This window comes from Moorena sp. SIO4G3, from assembly GCF_010692305.1.
GTDB classification, from domain to species: Bacteria; Cyanobacteriota; Cyanobacteriia; order Cyanobacteriales; family Coleofasciculaceae; genus Moorena; species Moorena producens_A.
This window is the reverse complement of record NZ_JAAHIG010000023.1, coordinates 135262-155934: the sequence shown is the minus strand read 5'-3', so window position 1 is coordinate 155934 and position 20673 is coordinate 135262. Positions and strand designations below refer to the sequence as shown.

Annotated in this window: 16 protein-coding genes; 8 read left to right on the top strand and 8 right to left on the bottom strand. The window is 42.9% G+C overall.

Annotation, left to right across the window (positions count from 1 at the left end; all coding sequences use genetic code 11):
- Positions 1-936 precede the first annotated feature (936 nt).
- Positions 937-2016: a photosystem II q(b) protein gene (gene psbA, locus F6J99_RS06960; RefSeq protein WP_293112294.1), complete on the bottom strand. Its 1080-nt coding sequence runs from the start codon at positions 2014-2016 to the stop codon at positions 937-939.
- A gap of 482 nt (positions 2017-2498) precedes the next feature.
- Here psbA and F6J99_RS06955 point away from each other — a divergent pair, with 482 nt between their 5' ends.
- The 3 genes from F6J99_RS06955 to F6J99_RS06945 are packed head-to-tail and all read left to right on the top strand — an operon-like array spanning position 2499 to position 4840.
- The gene (locus F6J99_RS06955; RefSeq protein WP_293112293.1) at positions 2499-3494 is read left to right on the top strand and encodes a LysR family transcriptional regulator; all 996 of its coding nucleotides are present in this window, start codon (positions 2499-2501) and stop codon (positions 3492-3494) included.
- Between the two features lie 30 nt (positions 3495-3524).
- Positions 3525-4634 carry an anthranilate phosphoribosyltransferase family protein gene (locus tag F6J99_RS06950; RefSeq protein WP_293112292.1) on the top strand — a complete coding sequence of 370 codons (1110 nt, stop codon included), beginning with the start codon at positions 3525-3527 and terminating at the stop codon, positions 4632-4634.
- Between the two features lie 35 nt (positions 4635-4669).
- Entirely contained in the window at positions 4670-4840 is a 171-nt protein-coding gene (locus tag F6J99_RS06945) for a hypothetical protein (protein WP_293112291.1), read from the top strand.
- Positions 4841-5268: 428 nt separating this feature from the next.
- On the opposite strand, the gene F6J99_RS06940 is transcribed toward F6J99_RS06945, so the two are convergent.
- Positions 5269-5811 carry a hypothetical protein gene (locus tag F6J99_RS06940; protein WP_293112290.1) on the bottom strand — a complete coding sequence of 181 codons (543 nt, stop codon included), beginning with the start codon at positions 5809-5811 and terminating at the stop codon, positions 5269-5271.
- A gap of 319 nt (positions 5812-6130) precedes the next feature.
- Between F6J99_RS06940 and F6J99_RS06935 the strand changes: the two genes are divergently transcribed.
- Positions 6131-6817, top strand: a complete 687-nt coding sequence (locus F6J99_RS06935) for a hypothetical protein (protein WP_293112289.1) — start codon at positions 6131-6133, stop codon at positions 6815-6817.
- 443 nt (positions 6818-7260) lie between these two features.
- Here F6J99_RS06935 and F6J99_RS06930 read toward each other — a convergent pair whose 3' ends face one another.
- The 5 genes from F6J99_RS06930 to F6J99_RS06910 form a co-directional block, all read right to left on the bottom strand.
- The gene (locus F6J99_RS06930; protein WP_293112288.1) at positions 7261-8130 is read right to left on the bottom strand and encodes a hypothetical protein; all 870 of its coding nucleotides are present in this window, start codon (positions 8128-8130) and stop codon (positions 7261-7263) included.
- A 1049-nt stretch (positions 8131-9179) separates the two neighbouring features.
- Complete coding sequence (locus F6J99_RS06925; protein WP_293112287.1) at positions 9180-12698, bottom strand: DEAD/DEAH box helicase family protein; 3519 nt, start codon at positions 12696-12698, stop codon at positions 9180-9182.
- 199 nt (positions 12699-12897) lie between these two features.
- Positions 12898-13083: a hypothetical protein gene (locus F6J99_RS06920; protein WP_293112286.1), complete on the bottom strand. Its 186-nt coding sequence runs from the start codon at positions 13081-13083 to the stop codon at positions 12898-12900.
- A gap of 431 nt (positions 13084-13514) precedes the next feature.
- Positions 13515-14294: a restriction endonuclease subunit S gene (locus F6J99_RS06915; protein ID WP_293112285.1), complete on the bottom strand. Its 780-nt coding sequence runs from the start codon at positions 14292-14294 to the stop codon at positions 13515-13517.
- 72 nt (positions 14295-14366) lie between these two features.
- Complete coding sequence (locus F6J99_RS06910) at positions 14367-14579, bottom strand: type II toxin-antitoxin system HicB family antitoxin (protein ID WP_293112284.1); 213 nt, start codon at positions 14577-14579, stop codon at positions 14367-14369.
- A gap of 673 nt (positions 14580-15252) precedes the next feature.
- Here F6J99_RS06910 and F6J99_RS06905 point away from each other — a divergent pair.
- The gene (locus F6J99_RS06905) at positions 15253-16527 is read left to right on the top strand and encodes an ABC transporter substrate-binding protein (RefSeq protein ID WP_293112283.1); all 1275 of its coding nucleotides are present in this window, start codon (positions 15253-15255) and stop codon (positions 16525-16527) included.
- A gap of 87 nt (positions 16528-16614) precedes the next feature.
- Positions 16615-18126, top strand: coding sequence for a methyl-accepting chemotaxis protein (locus tag F6J99_RS06900; RefSeq protein WP_293112282.1), 1512 nt, complete (start codon positions 16615-16617; stop codon positions 18124-18126).
- Here F6J99_RS06900 and F6J99_RS06895 read toward each other — a convergent pair.
- Entirely contained in the window at positions 18110-18340 is a 231-nt protein-coding gene (locus F6J99_RS06895; protein ID WP_293112281.1) for a hypothetical protein, read from the bottom strand. The genes F6J99_RS06900 and F6J99_RS06895 overlap by 17 nt on opposite strands.
- Positions 18341-18685: 345 nt before the next feature.
- On the opposite strand from F6J99_RS06895, the gene F6J99_RS06890 reads away from it, so the two are divergent.
- Complete coding sequence (locus tag F6J99_RS06890) at positions 18686-18820, top strand: hypothetical protein (RefSeq protein WP_293112280.1); 135 nt, start codon at positions 18686-18688, stop codon at positions 18818-18820.
- A 79-nt stretch (positions 18821-18899) separates the two neighbouring features.
- Positions 18900-20168, top strand: coding sequence for a methyl-accepting chemotaxis protein (locus tag F6J99_RS06885; RefSeq protein ID WP_293112279.1), 1269 nt, complete (start codon positions 18900-18902; stop codon positions 20166-20168).
- Positions 20169-20673 lie beyond the last annotated feature (505 nt).

Genomic DNA, 20673 nt, shown 5'->3' with positions numbered 1-20673 from the left:
TATACAGATGTAAGGCTTGCTATGTAGGCGTTGCTAAATTCAACTATGAATTCGCGCTCGTGTGGTTTTGGTAAACCCCTCTAAATATCGCAAACTTTGGGAGACTTTGAAAGAGCGGAATCATAGGCACAATCAGCAATCACTACTAGTTAACCTGGGATCAGTTCAAATCAAAACAGTAAAGAAGTGATGATTATCAAATTACGATCTTGGTTCAGAGCAGGAGTCTTAGCAGTAATTCTATGCACTGCTTTGTTTCTAGGTTCTGGAATCGCGTATGCAGATACACAAGGGACTCCGGAGTGGAACGACTTGGTGGGGGTATTCTCTGAAGATGGTCGGGTCCGGTTGGATGTCGGCATACGTGCGATGAAGGAGGAAGTGCCAGCATCCCACGACTCCTGGGCTACTCGGCTAGTGATCGAGCGTTTAGATGGACCGAGTAGTGGTCCTGTGGAGCCCGATCATCTGGTTGGCATCTTCTCTGAGGATGGTAGCACCCGGTTAGATCTCGGCATACGTGCGATGAAGGAGGAAGTGCCAGCATCCCACGAATCCTGGGCGACCAGGCTGAGAATTGTTCCCTTGAATGAATTGGCACTCGGCTCGATTACCTACGGTACTGTCGTTGGGGTGTTCTCCGAGGATGCTCGGGTCCGGTTGGATGTCGGCATACGTGCGATGAAGGAGGAAGTGCCAGCATCCCACGAATCCTGGGCTACTCGACTCCATATCCTAAAGCTCTAATAGCGCCTAGGGCGTAGGTCAGGGTGAGAAATGAAACACTCCTGCTTCTTTAAGGATGGTTAGTTAGGTAAAATTCCTCTTACCTTGCCCGTAGCGCTATAAATATTTTGAGCAATTTGTCAATAAAAAAAAGCGCTCCCCATATGGAGAGCGCTTTATTTTAACTTAGCAGATTAAGCCAAGTTGAGATTAACCGTTGATGACTGGAGCAGTCAAAGCTACAGGAGTAGCTTCTGCAGCAGCTAGGTCTAGAGGGAAGTTGTGAGCGTTACGCTCGTGCATTACCTCGAAACCTAGGTTAGCCCGGTTTAGTACATCAGCCCAGGTGTTGATCACGTGACCTTGTGAGTCGATGATGCTCTGGTTGAAGTTGAAACCATTTAGGTTAAATGCCATGGTGCTAATGCCCAGTGCAGTAAACCAGATGCCGATTACAGGCCATGCACCCAAGAAGAAGTGCAAGGCACGGCTGTTGTTGAAGGAAGCGTATTGGAAGATTAAACGACCGAAGTAGCCGTGAGCTGCCACGATGTTGTAAGTTTCTTCCTCTTGACCGAACTTGTAACCATAGTTCTGTGACTCAGTTTCAGTAGTCTCACGTACTAAGGAGGAGGTTACCAAAGAACCGTGCATTGCAGAGAACAAGGAACCACCGAATACACCGGCTACACCTAGCATGTGGAACGGGTGCATTAGGATGTTGTGCTCAGCTTGGAACACGAACATGAAGTTGAAGGTTCCGCTGATACCTAGAGGCATACCATCGGAGAAAGAACCTTGTCCGATTGGGTAGATCAGGAATACGGCGCTAGCAGCTGCAACAGGTGCGCTGTAAGCGACGCATATCCAAGGACGCATACCTAAGCGGTAGCTCAGTTCCCACTCACGACCCATGTAGGCAAATACACCAATCAGGAAGTGGAACACTACTAGCTGGTAAGGACCACCGTTGTAGAGCCACTCATCTAGGGAAGCAGCTTCCCAGATTGGGTAGAAGTGTAGGCCAATGGCGTTAGAAGAAGGAACAACAGCACCAGAGATGATGTTGTTGCCATACATCAAGGAGCCAGCAACAGGCTCGCGGATACCATCGATGTCCACAGGAGGAGCAGCGATGAAAGCAATGATGAAGCAGGTGGTAGCAGCAAGCAAAGTTGGGATCATTAAGACACCGAACCAGCCTACATAGAGGCGGTTGTTGGTGGAGGTGACCCAATTGCAGAACTGAGACCACACAGAGGTATTGCTCTGTTGTAATACAGTAGTCATGTTCTAATGATTGCGGGTATGAATATGAAGTTATCGAGGTTCGTCCGGCTTGTGTGCGCCTTCATGTATTTATATTAAGCAATATATTTAGTTTTGTAAAGGGTTTTTCGAGTAATTGCCCTTAGCTATATTAAATAATGTAAATAAGTAAAACTTATATTAGTTAATTATTGACATTATGTTATATTAATGGTATAGATTAGGTTTTATAATTTAGATTTACCTCAGCAACACCAGGAAAAGCTAGATTTATCTATTGATTTATACTTTCTTAATATCTTGGCTTTTTCAGAAATCCGAAGTGCTCTGTTTTCCCTTGACTGTGACTGTCCCGATTGAAATTGGTTGACTAGATTACATTGGTGGAGTTATGGATTTAGTTAAATTGGCCAGCGTCAATGTATCAAATTCTACCGAAGTTCCTCCAAAAATCTACTATGTTCAATGAATTATGATGAAACCTCATACACCTTAGACAAATCATGCGGATTGAGCAGTTGCAGGCATTTCTGGCAGTCACCCAGACAGGTAATTTTGGACAAGCGGCACAAAAATGCGGCGTAACACAATCGACTATCAGTAGACAAATTCAGTCTCTCGAAAGCCATTTGGGTATGCCACTGTTTCATCGCACTGCTCACGCCAAGTTGACTCTTGCAGGGGAACAGCTGTTACCCCGTGCTCGTAAAATCTGTCAAGAGTGGCAAACTGCTACCCAAGAATTAGCAGATTTGATCGCAGGCAAGCAGCCAGAATTGTGTGTAGCAGCAATCCAATCAGTCTGCGCTCACTATTTGCCACCGATATTAAAGCAATTTTGTCGGGCCTATCCTCAAGTGCAATTACGAGTGACTGCCCTCGGAAGCGATCGCTCTTTGAAGGTACTGCGAGATGGTCTAGTGGATGTGGCCATTGTCATGAACAATCGCTTTTTGACCACTAGTTCAGAGATGGTTGTTGAGGTACTCTATGAAGAGCCGATCGAAGTCCTGATGGCATCAGACCATCCCTTAGTCAACTATCAACCAGTGCCCTGGTCAGAACTGATTAAATACCCACAAGTAGTCTTTAAAAGTGGCTACGGGATGCAACGTTTAGTACAGCAGCAGTTTGCCCGGCTAGGGGCTAATTTGCGGGCAGTTATGGAGTTAAATACCCTAGAAGCATTCCAAGGAGTAGTGCGCCAAGGAGAATTGATTGCCCTATTGCCCAAATCAGCCCTGATCAATGTAAAGCAAGACTCTACTCTGGCTGTACGATCCCTCGAAAAACTACCAGAATCCGTGGCTAGCTCCAACAAACTAGTAGGTAGCATCTCTGCCTTGGATTCCAAGTGGACTCGTCAGGTGGTCTTGGTCACGACTCGCGATCGCTTAGAGATTCCACCAATTCAGCATTTTTGTAAACTGGTGCGTCAGCTGGACATGCCAACAGTTCAGGCTTGGAACGTCCAGCTGCCAGCCCTTGCTCAAGCTTGATCACTGTTTCCAGCTTTGGACTAATCACTAATGAGTAATGCCTTCAGGGAATTATTAAAGAAAGTGGGCAGTGGTGTACACACTGGGAAAGCGTTAACTCGTGAGGAAGCCACCACTGCAATCCGCCTCATGTTGACACAAGAGGCTACACCAGCGCAAATTGGAGCATTTATGATTGCCCACCGCATCAAACGACCGACCAGTGAAGAACTGGCAGGCATGTTGGATGCTTATGACCAACTTGGACCAAGGTTAGAACCCTGGGACATCAACCATGGACAAGATGCTTCTCGGTCACTTTCGTCTGCTTCATCCCTGGGGATTACAGTGTTAGGAACACCCTATGATGGACGAAACCGTACTGCACCAGTCACACCCCTGACCGCCTTAGTCTTAGCTACTGCTGGGGTACCTGTGGTCATGCATGGGGGAGATTGTATGCCCACTAAGTATGGAGTCCCCTTAATTCAGATTTGGCAGGGATTGGGCATGGATTTCTCCCAACTTTCTCTGCCCCAGGTGCAACAAATATTGGAGAGAACTGGCTTAGGATTTATCTATTTACCCCAGCATTTTCCCCAAGCTGATCAGTTAGTTTCCTACCGCGACCAAATCGGGAAACGTCCACCCATAGCAACCATGGAAATTCTATGGTCTGCCTATAGGTCTGGTGATCAAGGAGAAACTCATCATGTTGCCGGGTATGTTCATCCACCTACAGAAAATCTGTTTAGACAGACATGTCAGCTGCGTCTTGTCAAGAATTTTACCTTTGTCAAAGGCTTAGAGGGTAGCTGTGACCTACCACGCGATCGCACTGCCATCATAGCCATTAGTCAACCATCAGCCAGTCAAGGGTTTGAGCGTTTGCTACTCCATCCGAGTGAATACGGTTTGGCTGGCAAGGAGTTACCGTTTGAGTCAACCACTACACTGCTGGCACAGTACCAGGAAATCCTAAAGGGTAAATCCAACCCATTGATGCCAGCCGCTATCTGGAATGGTGGGTTTTATCTGTGGCGTTGTGGTATTTGCCAAGATTTAACAGCAGGTCTGGCCAAGGCTGAAGATTTATTCACCAGTGGTAATGTGGAGCAAAAATTTAACGAAATTGTTGATTACTTACACAAGCTTCAATAAACAGAAGGTAAGTATTCAGCTATCAGCTATAGCGCGTGTCGCGTATCAGCTATCAGCTAATCAGTCACAGGCTAGAAGCCTGTGCCACGCTACTTGATGTGATCCATGAGCATAGGGCAAGCTACACCGAACAGCTTTTGAATAAAATCGGTAAGCATTGGAATAATGCTGCAGTGTTGTCACAGGACTTGTGGCCTGTGTCATAAAGCTGACTGCTGACCCCTAGTGGTAATTCAAAATTCAAAATTCAAACTTCAAAATAAAGAAAATCCGTTCCCGCAGCGTGGCCTACGGCCTTAATTTGGCAATTTTTTAATTCTGGGTACAAGCCCCCCGGGTAATTAAAAATTCAAAATTCAAAATTCAAAATATAGAATTGTCCGAATCATTTTGAATTAATAATTTTGAACTTTGAATTGGAGCGCGTTAAGCAACGTGACCTACGGTAAGCGCGACTTGTGGTCTTCAATCAGTGGCGGGTACAAGCCCCCACTGATTGTCATTTTGAATTAATAATTTTTAATTTTGAATTGGAGCGCGTTAAGCAGCGTGACCTGCAGTAAGCGCGACTTGACTGCTGAGAGCTGTTCGCGCAGCGTGCGCGTAGCGCATATGCTTACAACACTCAACCAAATTACTGAACCGAGGTTCTTGCCGGAGGTGGCGCAAAGGTCGGAGACAATTCGGAGGGATATTGATTAACAGAAATACAAGTGTTTAGAGCCTTGTCAGGGCTAGCGACATTGGCACTATTCAAGCCAATAACACATTCAGAAAATTGCTCTGGCAGGAGGCTACGACGGCAGTGATCCAGCACTGAGTTAGCATTTATATTTTCAATCTGCTTGTCAATATCAATCACACAGCTAGCCAATTCCAAAGGTCGTCGGACTCGTGTACAAGCACCTAAAGCTTTTTGGCCTGCTAATGAGGTCAGTACCTTGATTTTCAGTACACACAACGATAAATCCTCAGGTTGTAGTGCCTCTGAACAAGCTTGTGATGCGATTTCTGAAGTGATATTGGCCGCTTTGAGATCTTTGGCACACAAAGCAAATTGATTCCCAGCAGTGGCAGCACCATGAGGAATCCCTAGGGTTACTAGGCCAGCAATTGCCAACTGAGTAGTACAAAATTTCAATAAAGATGTATGTCTAAACCTACTTTGCTGCTTCATAACTAGTCTTAGTCGATAAAATTTTATAAGCTACCAATTATAAACGCTCAATTATAAACAATCAAGGTATTGGTTATGTTAAACCTTGATTAGCGTTCCATGGTAAATCTATGAGTAACTACCAATCAACCTAGCTCGTTTTTAACAACTTGCTATGATAGTCGATATTTTAAACCCCTAATCTGACAATTAGTCATTCTTTGTAAGCTATCCCTTAGGGATATCTAATCTGTTTATACGTATGCTTATGCGATTCTACCAATTTTTAAGTCAAACAGTTCGCTCACTTTACTCTAATAGCCAGGGGACTGTACTCCTAATGCTAATGGCATTGTGTGTCAGCTGCTCCCCAAAAGAATCCCCTGACCTTGAGTTAGAACTAAGTGTGAAAGCAGCCAGTCGTCCTGGTGCGTATACTGTATCCGGTACTAGTAATCTACCTAACCAAAGTCAAATTGCTGTAGCTGCTATTCGTTATTTGCGTCCGACACAACAGCCTTTATTTGGTTCTAACCCCCTAGGAACCTATTCCATTTTGGATCGCCAAGTTGTTGAAGTAAACGACCAGGGTCAATGGCAAGCTAGGCTTAAACTATGGGAGGTGGCACCAGATGGTCGCCTTCAGGAAGCTTGGCAAATCAATCAATCACAAGGACGATTCTCAGTTAGCCCCAATAATAGTGTCTCTTTCGTAGCTACCTATGAGCCCTATGGTCAGGTAGGAAGAACTGAAGAGCAACAGCCACAGATTCCCAAGATGGAAGGTGACCTCGTCCGATTTAATAATGATGGTCAAGCTTACGTAAAGGCCAGTTACACTCTACCGATAGGGCTACCTAGTGGCAGGAAATCAGTACCTAGCATTAGGGCAGCAGAACGCAATGGTGGCTGGGGAAACCGCTCAGAACTTAAACCCCAACCATCGGTTAGTGGTAGTATTCGCCCACTAACCAATTTAACTAATCAAAACAATACTCCACTCTCGCCGTCAGAGTTTTTCCGATAAGACAAAACTTTGATCTTACTTAATTGTTAATGGTCATGGTTCATGGTTGGTCACTATCAAGCCTGAACCATGAATAGTACTCAGAATAATATTCATAATAATACTCAGCAAAACTGTGCACGCTCTTACCGACATACCTTAACAGTTTTATTTAATGAGCGCTATTATCGTGTTTTGTTGGCACTTTTTGTGGAAACGATCACGGTCATATAAATCGTGACAATCCAGTAATTAGCTAATGCCAAATTAATCCATTTATAAATCGAGGTTATAATTGTGAATTACAAAGGCAGAAATGGTAAACTAAATTCAGCAATTTTTAATCATTATCAACAGTAAACTATCTATACCTAACTTTCTGGATTAAATTCCAGTAGATGCTTTTTAGCTTATGGTTGGATAACAATGCACCCTAATCGTCTAACAACTTGTATTAAACCTTCTTAAGCATTTACAGACCAGGACTTAACAAGTTTTTTGGATGGGCTATTCCCTACAGGTACCTCAATCCCTCCACTTTTATGTGTGCCATCAAGGGCGGATTGTAAAGAAGCCATCTGAGTCATAATTGTTTGAAGTTGAGTGTTGAGTTGCTCTAGCTGCTCGGGTTTTGGTGAACTTACTTCGATAGGTGGGGTAACTACAGGTTTTGTGCGCACAAAACCTAGAAACGTTTGTGCTGAGGCAAACTTATGGGTTACATCCTCTACAGACCTTGTAGCGGTTGTTATGGAAGGCTCTTCAACAACATTCGAACTAGTCACTATAGTTTGAAATACTGGCTGGAATTCAAGGCTGTTATCCTGAGTTTCCGTAAGGTTTTCTGTAAGGTTTTCTGTAAGGTTTTCTGTAAGGTTTTCTATAACTTTGTCGGTAAGGTTTTTAGTAATGTTTTCCGTAACGTTTTCTGTAACTTGTCTATGGGTTTCTGTCTCATCTATAAAATCATTGAGTCCAGAAGCTGCCAAACTCGACAGCGAAAGCTTAAGGTCTTCTAATTCTTTTTCTTTTGCCTGGATATCCTCAGCTAGAGTGGAAACTTTGTCCTGAGTTTGAGAAAATTTATGGGCGGAGTGTTGCCACCCTGAAATTGCCAAACTGGCTACACCGACTCCCAAACTTAAGGCTCCAACCAACCCTAGGTAAGGGGGAGCAAGATCCTTAATTTCACCATCCATCCACTGTTCTCCCTGAATGCGAATGGAGACTGGTTGTGAGCCAAAAATTGCTACTGGTAAGGACAGTACTGACAAGACCGCTGCGGCAAGAAGAACGGGTTTGAAAAGAAATTTATTCAGAGGAGAGCCTGACATGTTTTATAGTTAACTGTTAAAACTACTCGTGTTACTATTTACCTCAAGGGCTGTGAGAGAAATTCCGCATGGTACGGTTTTTTCACTCTGGTTACCATCTTGAGGTGCGACCCGTGATGGCCAGGGATTGCTCCCCATAACGGAAAGCGCACCTCATAGCTTTTCCGTAGTGACTAGGATAAACTACATGCTTTGATTACCTGCTGCACTTTTTGCTTCTACTAAAGTTAACCACGTGTATCAGTGATTTTCCGTAAATTACTTATGAATAGTCCTACCAGATTGTAAATTTTCTGTGAAGTCTTTACAAAGGTTAGCTTAGATAGGCCATTTTTCGAGCCAAAATGGCGGCAATCAGCAGCCAAAACCAGATTTATCCCAACTAATCCGGATGAAACGGCTCTAATTAGCAAAAAAGCTGGTTTCAGCCAGTTTTTTAGGTAGCTCCTAGTCGAAAAGTCTAATCCCTGAGATCGGGCTCCTGTAGGTTAAAATCACTAATACCCAAATCGGTGTGTCACAGGTGAACACCCTGATCAGGAATGGGGTGAGGCTAGCCACTGTTGACGATTTTCTCCAAATATCTTGCAGTATATCCAAAAATATGTTAGACTTTGATGATGAATATAGTGTCATTGAAAACATTCTGTAACTTGAATTGAAGCCGAAAACCAAAGCAAACCATGATAGTGGTTGCGTTTTCTATTAAACACAGATTTATGCGCCAAGAGCGGAACAAAACCGATCTTGGCCTTGGGAGATACCCCCTGGCTGGGAGAGCAGCTTGCAGAGCGTGGGCTAAAATCGGCAAAGTAGATTTTGGTAGCTAAAAAGTATCGGCCATAACTGATCAATTCTATAGACTCCCATTCCTGCAGCCATACCTGGAAGCAAGTCATAAAATGGCACTGGACAAACCAAGTCCTAAATTCCAAATCAAAGCCGTAGCAATCCCAATTCCCATCATTGCGATCGCTATTTCTTACTTCTTTCGCTTCTGGTAGCTTGGCAGTGCGTGTTTCTGTGCTGGTGGTAAAGGTAATGGTAGTTTATGCTACACTATTAAGTTGATCGTCCACGGTTTCATTGAATGATCGCACTGTGGTTATAATTAGGTCGGCGTCATCCTCGTTAAACACCCCATCGAGTCCTTCATAATGGAGGTCGGTAAAAGGGGCTTCGTATAGCAGTCCGGGATCCATGACTCCGTTCTGGGTTAGGTAATCAATGATTGTCTCTACAAACCGGATCTGATTAGCACTAAAGTTAGTTACTTGTAGGTATTTGCTAAAGGCTTCCTTAGCAGCATTGCGATCTAAACCTACTATCTTACGGATGAATAGTTTGAGACTTATATCTTGACCATACATTTCAAAGAAGCGATCGCGTCCTCCAATCTCCTCAGCAGTAAACAGCATTTCTTCTAAGGCAGTTAGATCTGCTTCTGTCAGAGGGACATTGCGCTTCAGTTTGGCAATGGTAATATGGTCTTCATTATTCTTAATATAAGTTTTTACCTTCTTGTGGTATTGCTCGCGACTAAAGCCTGTTTGCTGACTGGGGACATCTACCTCTACGACTTCCCCTAGTTCATCCTCAAAGTTGGTGTATACAATAATATTTTGCTCTTTCTTATCTATGAATTTGATCAGGTCGCGGAGGGAAACTCGCAGTGATTCGACCTGACTGGGGGTTACATCCGACCACCATGTTTCTTCTCGAACGTCTTCGATCAGAGGAAGTTGTTGCTTTACCATCGGGATGGTTTGTTTTTCCTCTAGGCGGTCTAGTAAGTCTCTGACTTTATCTCTGAGTTGGATGAAATCACGGGATTTCTTAAGGATCGCTAGTTGTATTTTTAGACAAAGTAGGTCGAAGCGTTTGCTTCCTTCGTTTTCTTTGGGTAGTCCGTTGGGCAGGGATGCTAGGGTTTGGATCCCCCCTAACCCCCCTTGAGTAAGGGGGGAATTTAATGGGGTTTCAATCCTGCTCTGGCCTCCCCCTTGATAAGGGGGACGGGAGGGGGATCCCAGGGCGGAACTGGATGATGGGAGCTGGTTGAGGTTGTTCCAGTTTGTGCGATCGCTAAAATACTCTACTGTCTGTAGATGTCGGCGTACATTAAAGTTACCTTTCTCCATTGTTGCCACATGGTGATGGAGTTTATCTAGTAGTGAATCCCTTAGTTGATCATACTCTGGCTTATTGCTTTCTGTGATAGCATCATTTAACCTAAGACGAGCGTTAAAGATTTGAGCGGTTAGGCTTTCTGGTGGCTTTGGATCTGATTCTTTGATATCCTGACTGAAGTAATCAAAATTGCTACAGAGGTCGAATATCAAAAAATTATCTTTATCTTGTTCTACTCCAAAGAGTTCGGGGCAGAGACGAGTTCCCCGTCCAATCATTTGATTGAATTTAACTCTGGAATAAACTGGCTTGAAGAAGACTAAGTTAACGACTTCCGGAACATCTACCCCAGTATCTAACATATCAACAGATACCGCTATGGTTGGCTCTTTGTTAGACTCAGAAAAATCATCAAGTAGGCTTTGGGCGTAGGAGTTATGACTATCAATTACTTGGGCGAATTTACCTTTATAATGGGGGTAATTCTGATCGAAGCGTTCCACAATAAACTCGGCATGGCTGTGGTTGCGCGCAAAAATGATGGTTTTACCTAAGCGATCGCCTCCTTCTACTTTTAGCCCTTTCTCCATTAATAACTCTAGGGCTTGGTCTATTGTATTACCATTAAACAGCCATTTGTTTATAGCTGCTGCGTTTACCTGGTCGGGAATTTCTCCTGTTTCCTCATCCCTGAATTTTTCCTCATAGTCTTCCCGTTCAGCTTCCGAAAGTTGGTTATAGTTTATTCCTTGGCGCAGGAACTTGAAAGGGACTTTAATCCCTTGGGGTGGCACTAGATAGTTATCCGCGATCGCATCTTTTAATTCATAAGCGAAAGTGGGAATACCAGCCTCTAGGTCAAATATACCATAAGTGTCTCTATGGATTTCATTCCTAGGAGTAGCAGTAAGTCCCACTAGCAGACTATCAAAATACTCAAATAAAGCTTGATATTTTTTATAGATACTTCTATGGGCTTCGTCTACAATTACTAAATCGAAATATCCCGGACTAAACTGTAAGTTGGAGCTATTATTACCACTAATGCAGTTGAACATAGTCGGATAAGTGGAAAGCACTACATTAGCGCTATCTGCATCTTTCTTATTCTTGGTTATGTCCACAGCAGTAACATTGGGTAAGTGGCTCTTGAAGTTACGTAATGCTTGGGTTAGCAGTGGTGTACGATCCGCTAAAAATAGCACTCGTTTCACCCATTCCCCTCGCATCAGCAAGTCAACTAGGGAGATAGCAACTCTGGTTTTACCCGTACCAGTCGCCATCACTAACAGTGCTTTGCGCTTTTTGTGTTGGTCAAAGGTTTCCGTAATGCGGCGAATCGCTTCTCGTTGATAACAGCGCCCAGCAATATCCTTGCTAGGTATGACTACATTAAGGCTTTTGCGATGGGTACGGCGAAAGATGATTCTTTCTAATTCATCCTTTTTTAGAAAGCCCTGAATTGGACGAGGGGGATAAGTGTAATCGTCCCAGATCCAATGTTCGTCACCGTTGGAATAAAATATGACTGGACGCTGGTTAAACTGTTTCTCTAAGCATTCGGCGTATAACTCGGCTTGATGTTGCCCTGTTTTGGGGCTGACACTGCTGCGTTTTGCTTCAACTAAAGCCAAAGGTTTGCCATCATCCCCCCAGAGTACATAATCAACATAACCGTTACCGGTATCATTGGGCATTCCTTGAACTGGGTACTCTTTCCAGTCAGGTTGATCAATGTCCCATCCTGCTTCTTTCAGCAATACATCTATAGTGTAGCGCCGTGTATCAGCTTCGTTGTAGTTGTGGTTATCTGGAACTGTTTCATTTTGCTGCTTGAGTTTTTTTATTTCTGCTTTTAGAGTTTCAAGTTCTTCCTCTGTTTGTTTTTGCCGCTTTTCTGCGATGCTGCGCATTTCCGAGGCTTGGTTTAGCTTCGTTTCTAGCTCTTGAAGCTGCGCAATCGATAAGTCTTGTTGAGTTTTGGGGTCCGGGATAACAGTGGGATCGAATACGATCCCCCCGGACTTAGTTCCCCCCTTATTAAGGGGGGCTAGGGGGGATCCAGAGTAGTAGCGACATAGCCAGTAAAGGAAGTGAAACAGGTCTTCAACAACCCTAAGGGAATCCTTTTTGGTTATTTTACTAGAACTATGGGCGGCTAAGTTACCTATTTTGTGAATCAGGCGAACTTTGGGGAATAGTCCGGGTTTCAGGTTGTCTTTAAAGGTTTGCTCGTGGATAAGTGCGCCCAGGTTATTCTCATAGGGTGGTTTGAGATAAGCATCGTTATCGTAGAGCCAAACTACCGCTTGTTCTAGGGTGAAGCGAGTATAGAAGCAACTGGCGCGGGGGGCTGAGTAAGTTAGACTTTCGGCTTCTTTGGCGTAGTTGTAGAGTTGGGGGAATTGGTTGCTGAGAAAGTCAAAGTTAGATGTCATGGTTTTGTTGTTGTTGTTTTATTCTTAGAGGTTGTCTGAGAAGTCCCATTTGCTACATCGAAGCCCCCTAAATCCCCCAATTTTGGGGGACTTTTAGAAGCAAATTGACTCTTGTTACCCCCAAAGTTGGGGGGCTAGGGGGGCAAAATTCAGTATCAAAAAACTTGGGAGATATCCTCTTAGAGTTCCCGAAATCGAATCAAACAATATCTTGTTTTTGTTGTAATTTGGGGATTTCGCTGGCAGGAATAACTTTGACTTTCCCTTGTTCGTCACTGATAGCAATCGATTCACCTTTTTTACGGTGGTTTTCGATGGCTTTGTCTACTGCTTGTTTAAATAGTTGACTGATTTGGTTAATATCAGTAAAATTAAGTTTATTCATGGTTACAGTTCACCTCGGAAGGCTTTTTGTAGCAGTGAGTTAAAAAGGTTGTCTGAATTTTCAAGCTGGTTTTGTTCTTTTATTATGTGATCACATATCGTTTTTTTAAGAGTTAAGTATCTTTTCTGTTTATCCATCGGCGGACAAATCAGCTTAAGACGGCTTAATCCTTGGATGTTAATGTTATAATTTCCTGCTGTAGTCCGAGCTTCTCTTACTAGACGATAACGGAAGCTAGGAAATGAAATTATGTCACGTATAAAGCCAGGATATAATTGAGCATCTGGTTTGATTCGCGCTCTTATTAAATAAGAAGCATAGACTGCTTGTTTACTATTTGCTTCAACTAAAGCACATCTACCGATATATTCAGGATTGCCGTTAGATCTTACAAATAATAAATCATCCTTTTTAAGAATCAGCTTTGATATTTATTTTGATTCAAGTTTTGTATATTTTAGTTCATCCCAGCATAGTTGATCTCCAACAATATTTGGAATTCTCAGAACTGGAATATCTTCTTTTCTTTGTATATTGCTACACTTTGAATTTGTTCCATACTTAAGTTCTTCAATCTGCGACCCTAATTTAACTATTTCCCAACCCTTCGGATTAGTTACAGGATCGCCGAACATATCGAGGAAAGTCGAGCGCAAGAGTTCTTCAGTTAGTGCGATCGCATCTTTTCGCTTCCGTCGGATTGAATCAGCTTTATCCAGTATGGCAGCTATCCGCTTTTGTTCTTCTAGGGGAGGAAAAGGAATAATCATATTTCGTAAAACTTTTAGTGATACGAATTTTTGTGTTCCTCCTCTTGTTTCACAATTTAATTGCCTTATTACTATAGGAGTTTTCAGAAGATACTTAAAATATTTTGTATCAATATAACTTTTAGCCAACTTAAATAAAGCAACATTTTTAATGGAAAACTCTTGCTCAGTGTTAACAATGACTGGGTTTCCTATTGTTCCAATCATTGCCAGAAGAATATCGCCTTTATCTACTTTCGATCTTTTGCTAATTTCATAATGATCTTTTTCTGATATATATGATAATTCAGAAAAGTCTATCCCTTCAGGTTTAAGATTTTTTGAAGTAATAAGAGGATAACCAGATGAAACATATTTAGGAGTATCGTGAGTTCCATCTCGAACATCAATGACTTCGCTACATTTAGCCCATGTCCAACTGGAGGGTAAATCAATTTTCATACCTGCTACTCTCATCCCAACATCCCCCCCAGCCCATCAATATCCATCCGAATCTCATCTAACAGCAATCTACTAAGCATAAACTAACCTCCCTTTAGGAGTAGGAATATCACGCTCCAACTCCTGAGCCGTTTCGATCCATTCTTGAATTACCACCTCAGCATTAGTCACTGCTTCGACGTAAGTTTTACCATCTGCCATACATCCAGGTAATTCTGGCACTTCTACAATAAAAGCTTGGTCTGATTCACTCCAATAGATAATTAATTTGTAGTTAACTAACATCGCAATATCCTATAGCAGTTTTCAATTGGTTGAGGGACAAAGTTATCGGTTTTAGGGAGCAGGGAGCAGGGTAAAAATGTGTACCTCATTAGGATAAAAACCGCTATACTCTTAACCTATTTAAGTTATAACGATCCCCCTGAATTACCCTTAATAAGAGTAACTTTGATCTTGCTCCCCCCTTATTAAGGGGGGCTGGGGGGGATCTAATTCTCGGATTGTAGGCCAGGGTTTTGATCCCCCGTTGGTCTTACTTAGCAAGGGTGACTGTGATCTTGCTCCCCCCTTATTAAGGATCTAATTCTCGGATTCTAGGCTAGGGTTTTGATCCCCCTAAATCCCCCTTAATAAGGGGGACTTTGATTTTAATTTAGCTCCTCCCTTAATCAGGGTGACTGTGATCTTGCTCCCCCCTTATTAAAAATCTAATTCTCGGATTGTAGGCCAGGGTTTTGATCCCCCGTTGGTCTTACTTAGCAAGGGTGACTGTGATCTTGCTCCCCCCTTATTAAGGATCTAATTCTCGGATTCTAGGCTAGGGTTTTGATCCNTCCTATGCGATCGCTATAGCGCTTTGCCACCCGTGCTAATTACAATAAGAACAAGTAGTCAGTAGTCAGTAGTTAGTAGTCAGGATTATGTATCATAACTTAACCTACACGCAAACCGCTATATGTTAAGCAAGCAAATTTACGATCAGTTGAAGCTTCTGGGTCTAATTGTTTTATCTCTATTTTTCTCTCTATTGCTTGTTTTGGTATCCGGGTTATCAGGGAAGACCCAAGAGCCTGATATTGTGTTGGGAATGTCTGCTGCATTTACAGGAGCATCTAGGAGTCTGGGCATTGAACTTTATAGAGGTTCAATGGCTTATATAGAAGATATCAATCGCCAAGGGGGTATCAATGGCAAACAAATAGTGATTCAGGCCTATGATGATGGATACAATCCCACTAGGGCGATTCAAAACACCATTAAGTTGATTGAAAATGATGATGTATTTCTACTCTTTGATTATGTCGGCACTCCCACGGTGACTAGAGTACTGCCACTGCTCAAAAACTATAGTGACAGACAAACCTATCTCTTCTTTCCCTTTACAGGGGCTCAACCCCAAAGAGAAGCGCCTTACGAGCAATTTGCTTTTAATCTAAGAGCTTCCTACCGTCAGGAAACCGAAGGATTAGTTGATAACTTTGTCAAAATTAATAGACGACGAATTGCGGTATTTTATCAGATTGATGCCTATGGTAGAAGTGGATGGGATGGTGTTAGGAGAGCGTTGGCTAAGTATGGTCTGACTATCGTTGGGGAAGCCACCTATCGTCGAGGAACCTCCTATTCCGAGAGCCTAAAACGTCAGGTAAATATTCTCAGAGCTGCCAATCCGGACGCTGTGATTTCTATTGGCTCTTATGGGGCTTGTGCAGGATTTATTCGAGATGCTAGGGATGCTGGCTGGAATGTGCCGATTGCTAATATCTCGTTTGTGGGGAGCGAGAGTTTGCTGAATTTGTTGCTAGATACTGGTGTTAAAAGTGGTATAGATTATACTACAAATCTGATTAATTCGCAAGTGGTACCGAGTTATAATGACACCTCCTTACCTGCTGTAAGTGAGTATCGAGCATTGATGGATCAATATAACCCGATGCCTCCGAGGGATTTAAGCTCGGTAGGATACAAACCCCTCAGGTATAGCTTTGTGAGTCTGGAAGGGTTTCTGAATGCCAAACTCCTAGTGGCGATTTTACAAATGATGGGGGATAAGGTTGACAAGGCTCGGCTCAGACAGGCGGTTGAGAAGGTCAAGAACCTTGACTTAGGGATTAATGCGCCAGTGTCATTTAGTGCTTTTAGAAATCAGGGACTCAATAATGTCTATTACACTACTGTTGAGCAAAGTCAATTTGTACCGCTAGACAGCTGGGAAAGGTGGGAAAAATGAAGATGTATTAAAAACCATGAAATGAAGATGTCAAAGCTATTTCAAAAAACCCTGATTGGAGAAATAATTCTGTTTGGGTTCGTTATAGTGAGCACATCCACCTTATCTGGCTGGACTCTACACACAAACCTGACTAGTGAGTATAAAAGCAAAGGGACTGCGATCGCAAAAAGTCTAGCTAGGTCTAGCCTCGATCTACTCCTATACAGAGATGCCTCAACCCTTCAGGCAGCCATAGACCAGTTTATTGAGATTAAGGGGGTTGCTTATGCCTTTATTGTGGCTGAAAATGGGGAGATCGTTGCCCATACCTTTGTTCCCAGCATCCCTAAAGAAGTCAGGAAGATGGGCTTGGGGAGATACCGAGCTACCGAGTCTGTGAGCGAACAGATAGAATTCAAGGATCTAGCAATTCAGGGGATGGGGAGCTTCACCGATATATCTGCACCGATTCTAGCTGGGGTAGCTGGATATGTCCATGTGGGAATGGATCGAGAAATTATTCATGCTCAACTTCGCACGGCAATTCTAACTCAGATCTACATCGTATCCTTGATTTTTCTAGCCAGCATTGCCGTGGCTTACTTACTGGTGAACAAAATGTCTCAACAGCTTACCCAACTGTCAAACTATGCCAAACAAGTCTCTAATGGGGATTTGACCCCCCAAGTGGAAATCCCTGCTAAAAATGAGGATGAGATCGGGGATTTACTGGCATCCATCGGCACCATGACCCAAAATTTGAGTTCTTTAATTGGTAAAGTCCAGCAGTCTGGTATCCAGATTACCGCCTCAACCACCCAAATTGCTGCTGCAGGTCAACAACTACAGGCAACCATCACCAAACAGGTAGTATCCACTAACCAGGTTATGGCCACAACCCAACAGATTGCAGCAACCTCATCGGAATTGGTCAGTACCATGAAAGAGGTCGCTAGTGTCTCAGAACATACTGCTGTTGCCGCTGACAACGCCAGCGCATACATCCGGCGCATGGAAACCACCATGGGGTCATTAACGGAAGCCACTGTTGCCATTACCACTAAACTAGGGGTAATTCATAACAAAGCTGATACTATCAATAGTGTTATCAGCACGATTACCAAAGTAGCGGATCAGACCAATTTATTATCTCTCAACGCTGCCATTGAAGCTGAGAAAGCGGGAGAGTATGGGGCTGGGTTTGGCGTTGTTGCTCGGGAAATTCGTCGGCTGGCTGACCAGACTGCAGTGGCTACCTTGGAAATTGAGACCATGGTCAAAGAAATGCAATCCGCTGTAGCCACTGGGGTAATGGCAATGGATAAGTTTAACCAACAAGTTAGTACTAGTGTAGACGATGTGGGCAAGATCAGTGAGCAAATCGCTCAAGTGATCCTGCAAGTGAAGACAATTACCCCTGGCTTTGAGCTGGTGAGTCAACGGATGGAGGAGCAAGCTGAAAGCGCACAGCAAATCAGAGTAGCCATAGAACACTTAAGTGAATCCTCCCAGGACACTTCTGACTCCCTACGGCATACCAATAGTGCTTTGGAACGATTGGATGATGCTGCCCAAGGATTAAAATCAGAAATTTCAGTTTTTAAAGTCTACCAGTAATATCATGTTCGGTTGAACACTTATAAATATTAGGTAATAGGTAATAGGGAACAGGGAACAGGAAACAGGGAACAGGGAGCATGTCACTTATGCAGAACATTTGTACTAAGGTAATAGGTAATAGGTAATGGGTAATAGCGATGCAGCGCGGTCTTGGGGAGCCAGTGCGGTCTTGGGGGTTCCCCCCATGAGCAACTGGCGTGGTTTCCCCCATGAGCGACTGCATCAAGACGGTAATAGGTAATAGGGGGAGCTAGTCCTGGATGAATATTTGTACATTATCTATAGCCCCCTCATTGGTTTAAGCTTGCTCTACTGGAAAATAGTACTAATGTTTCAGCAACTTTGACCTGCTCCCCAGGGAACAGGGGATGAGAATGGAGATTACCTACGAGAAGGAAGCTATGTTTTTTTTATAACTGATTATCTGAACATAATAGAATAGCAATTTCATTTATTATTGCAAGATCTAGCGATTTGCATGCAGATAAGTTAATTATGAAAATGTTGCAAAAAAGATAAAGTCCACTTCTTAGCAAGAATAAATAACTTAGGTTGGATGCCAACTAATCTATTCCCTATTCCCTGTTCCCAGATCCGCTGTTCCCAGATCCGCTGTTCCCAGATCCGCTGTTCCCTAAAAAACCATAACTATGTACTTAATAAAGTCGCAAACCGCTATAAATGCACATGATTTTACCAATAAAATCCGAATAATTTATGTCGGTATTATAATTATTAGATTAATACTTAATTCCTAATCCCTAACCACGATGAAGATTAAAACGAAACTTATAGGCTTGCTAAGCTTCTGTGGCTGTATCGTGCTGGTGAGTGTTGCCATCAATTGGATCGGACTTTCAAAGTTATCAGCCGACATCGCTGAGATGACTGAACAGGAGCACATTAATTATGAGCATATGAGAGACCATATGCAAGAGATGCAGACTCTACATCGAAACAGTCAAACCCTTATTAATATTGTCTTAACTGTCTGTATGCTCAGCATTGTTACAGCTGTAATTCTAGGGATAGTTATCATCCGTGATATTGTCAACTCTTTAAACAAAGCAGTCGCCATAGCCGAAGAGATTTCCGCTGGTAATCTCACATCCAAAGTAGAGTTCACCTCTGATGATGAGATTGGGCAGTTACTCAAAACCCTCAAATTCATGACCATAAACCTTAGTTCACTTATGTCTAAAGTGCAGGAGTCTGGCTTCCAAATTACTAGCTCAACCAAACAGATGGCTGCCTCTGGCAAGCAATTAGAAGCAACAGTAACTGAACAATTAGCCTCGACTAACCAAGTGACAGCAACTGCGCAAACCATTGCAGCGACTTCTGAGGAATTAGTTAAAACTATGGATCAAGTTGCTCAGCTGGCTCACCGTACTGCTGACGGGGCTAGCCAGAGTCAAAAAGACTTAGAGCACATGGAGAAAAGTATGCGTCTGTTGATAGAAGCTACCAGATCTATTTCCCAACAATTGGGGGTGATGAGTGAAAAAGCTAATAATATTAATAGCGTGGTAACCACCATTACTAAGGTAGCAGATCAGACCAATTTACTATCCCTTAACGCTGCTATTGAAGCGGAGAAAGCAGGAGAGTATGGGGCTGGATTTGCGGTTGTTGCTCGGGAAATTCGTCGGCTTGCGGATCAGACGGCAGTAGCCACCTTAGAAATTGAACAGATGATTAACCAAATGCAATCTGCTGTGTCTACTGGGGTTATGAAAATGGATAAATTTAGCAAAGACGTGGGGAATAGTGTCGAAAATGTCGGTAATATCAGTGAGCAAATTGCCCAGGTGATCCAGGAGGTACAAAGCCTCACACCACAGTTTGAAGTGGTCAGTCAAAGCATGGAAGAGCAATCCCTAGGAGCACAGCAAATTAGCGAAGCGATGGCTCAACTGAGTGCTGCATCCCAACAAACTGTATACTCCCTAAAGGATACGAATACTGCTTTGGCACAATTGGAGACTACAGCACAAGGGTTCCAGAGTGATATTGTAAAGTTGAAATTACCTAGCTAATAAATTATTAAGGATGAAGGATAAAGGATGAAATCGTAATTGCAAAGATATTATTATATAGCAATTCTACGACTTGTGAGGTACACAATTTCTAGATTTTAGGGAACAGGGAACAGGGGATCTGGGAATAGGGAAGAGATAAGAGGGAATAGCGATGCGCTGCATTAAGAGGTGCGACCCGTGGCGAATTTAATAATTAGATGCGGAAAGCGCACCTAAAAGGGAATCAACGTCAAAGAAGACTGTACCTCATGAGTCCTAGAAACGCTATAAATAATGTTTATTACTAAAAAAAACTAAAAAATGGCGTTTACTTAATAAAAATATATGTAAATAATAATTGACAAAAGCCTAAAACTATTGACTAGTTAAATCCCTATACCAATCCGTGTAGTAATTGTGATAATTTTTGTTACCTTTTCCCTACTCCCTGTTCCCTGTTCCCTGTTCCCTTTGGTATATCATAACTAGGTTTATTCTTTAGATTTAATAAACTCATAAAGTA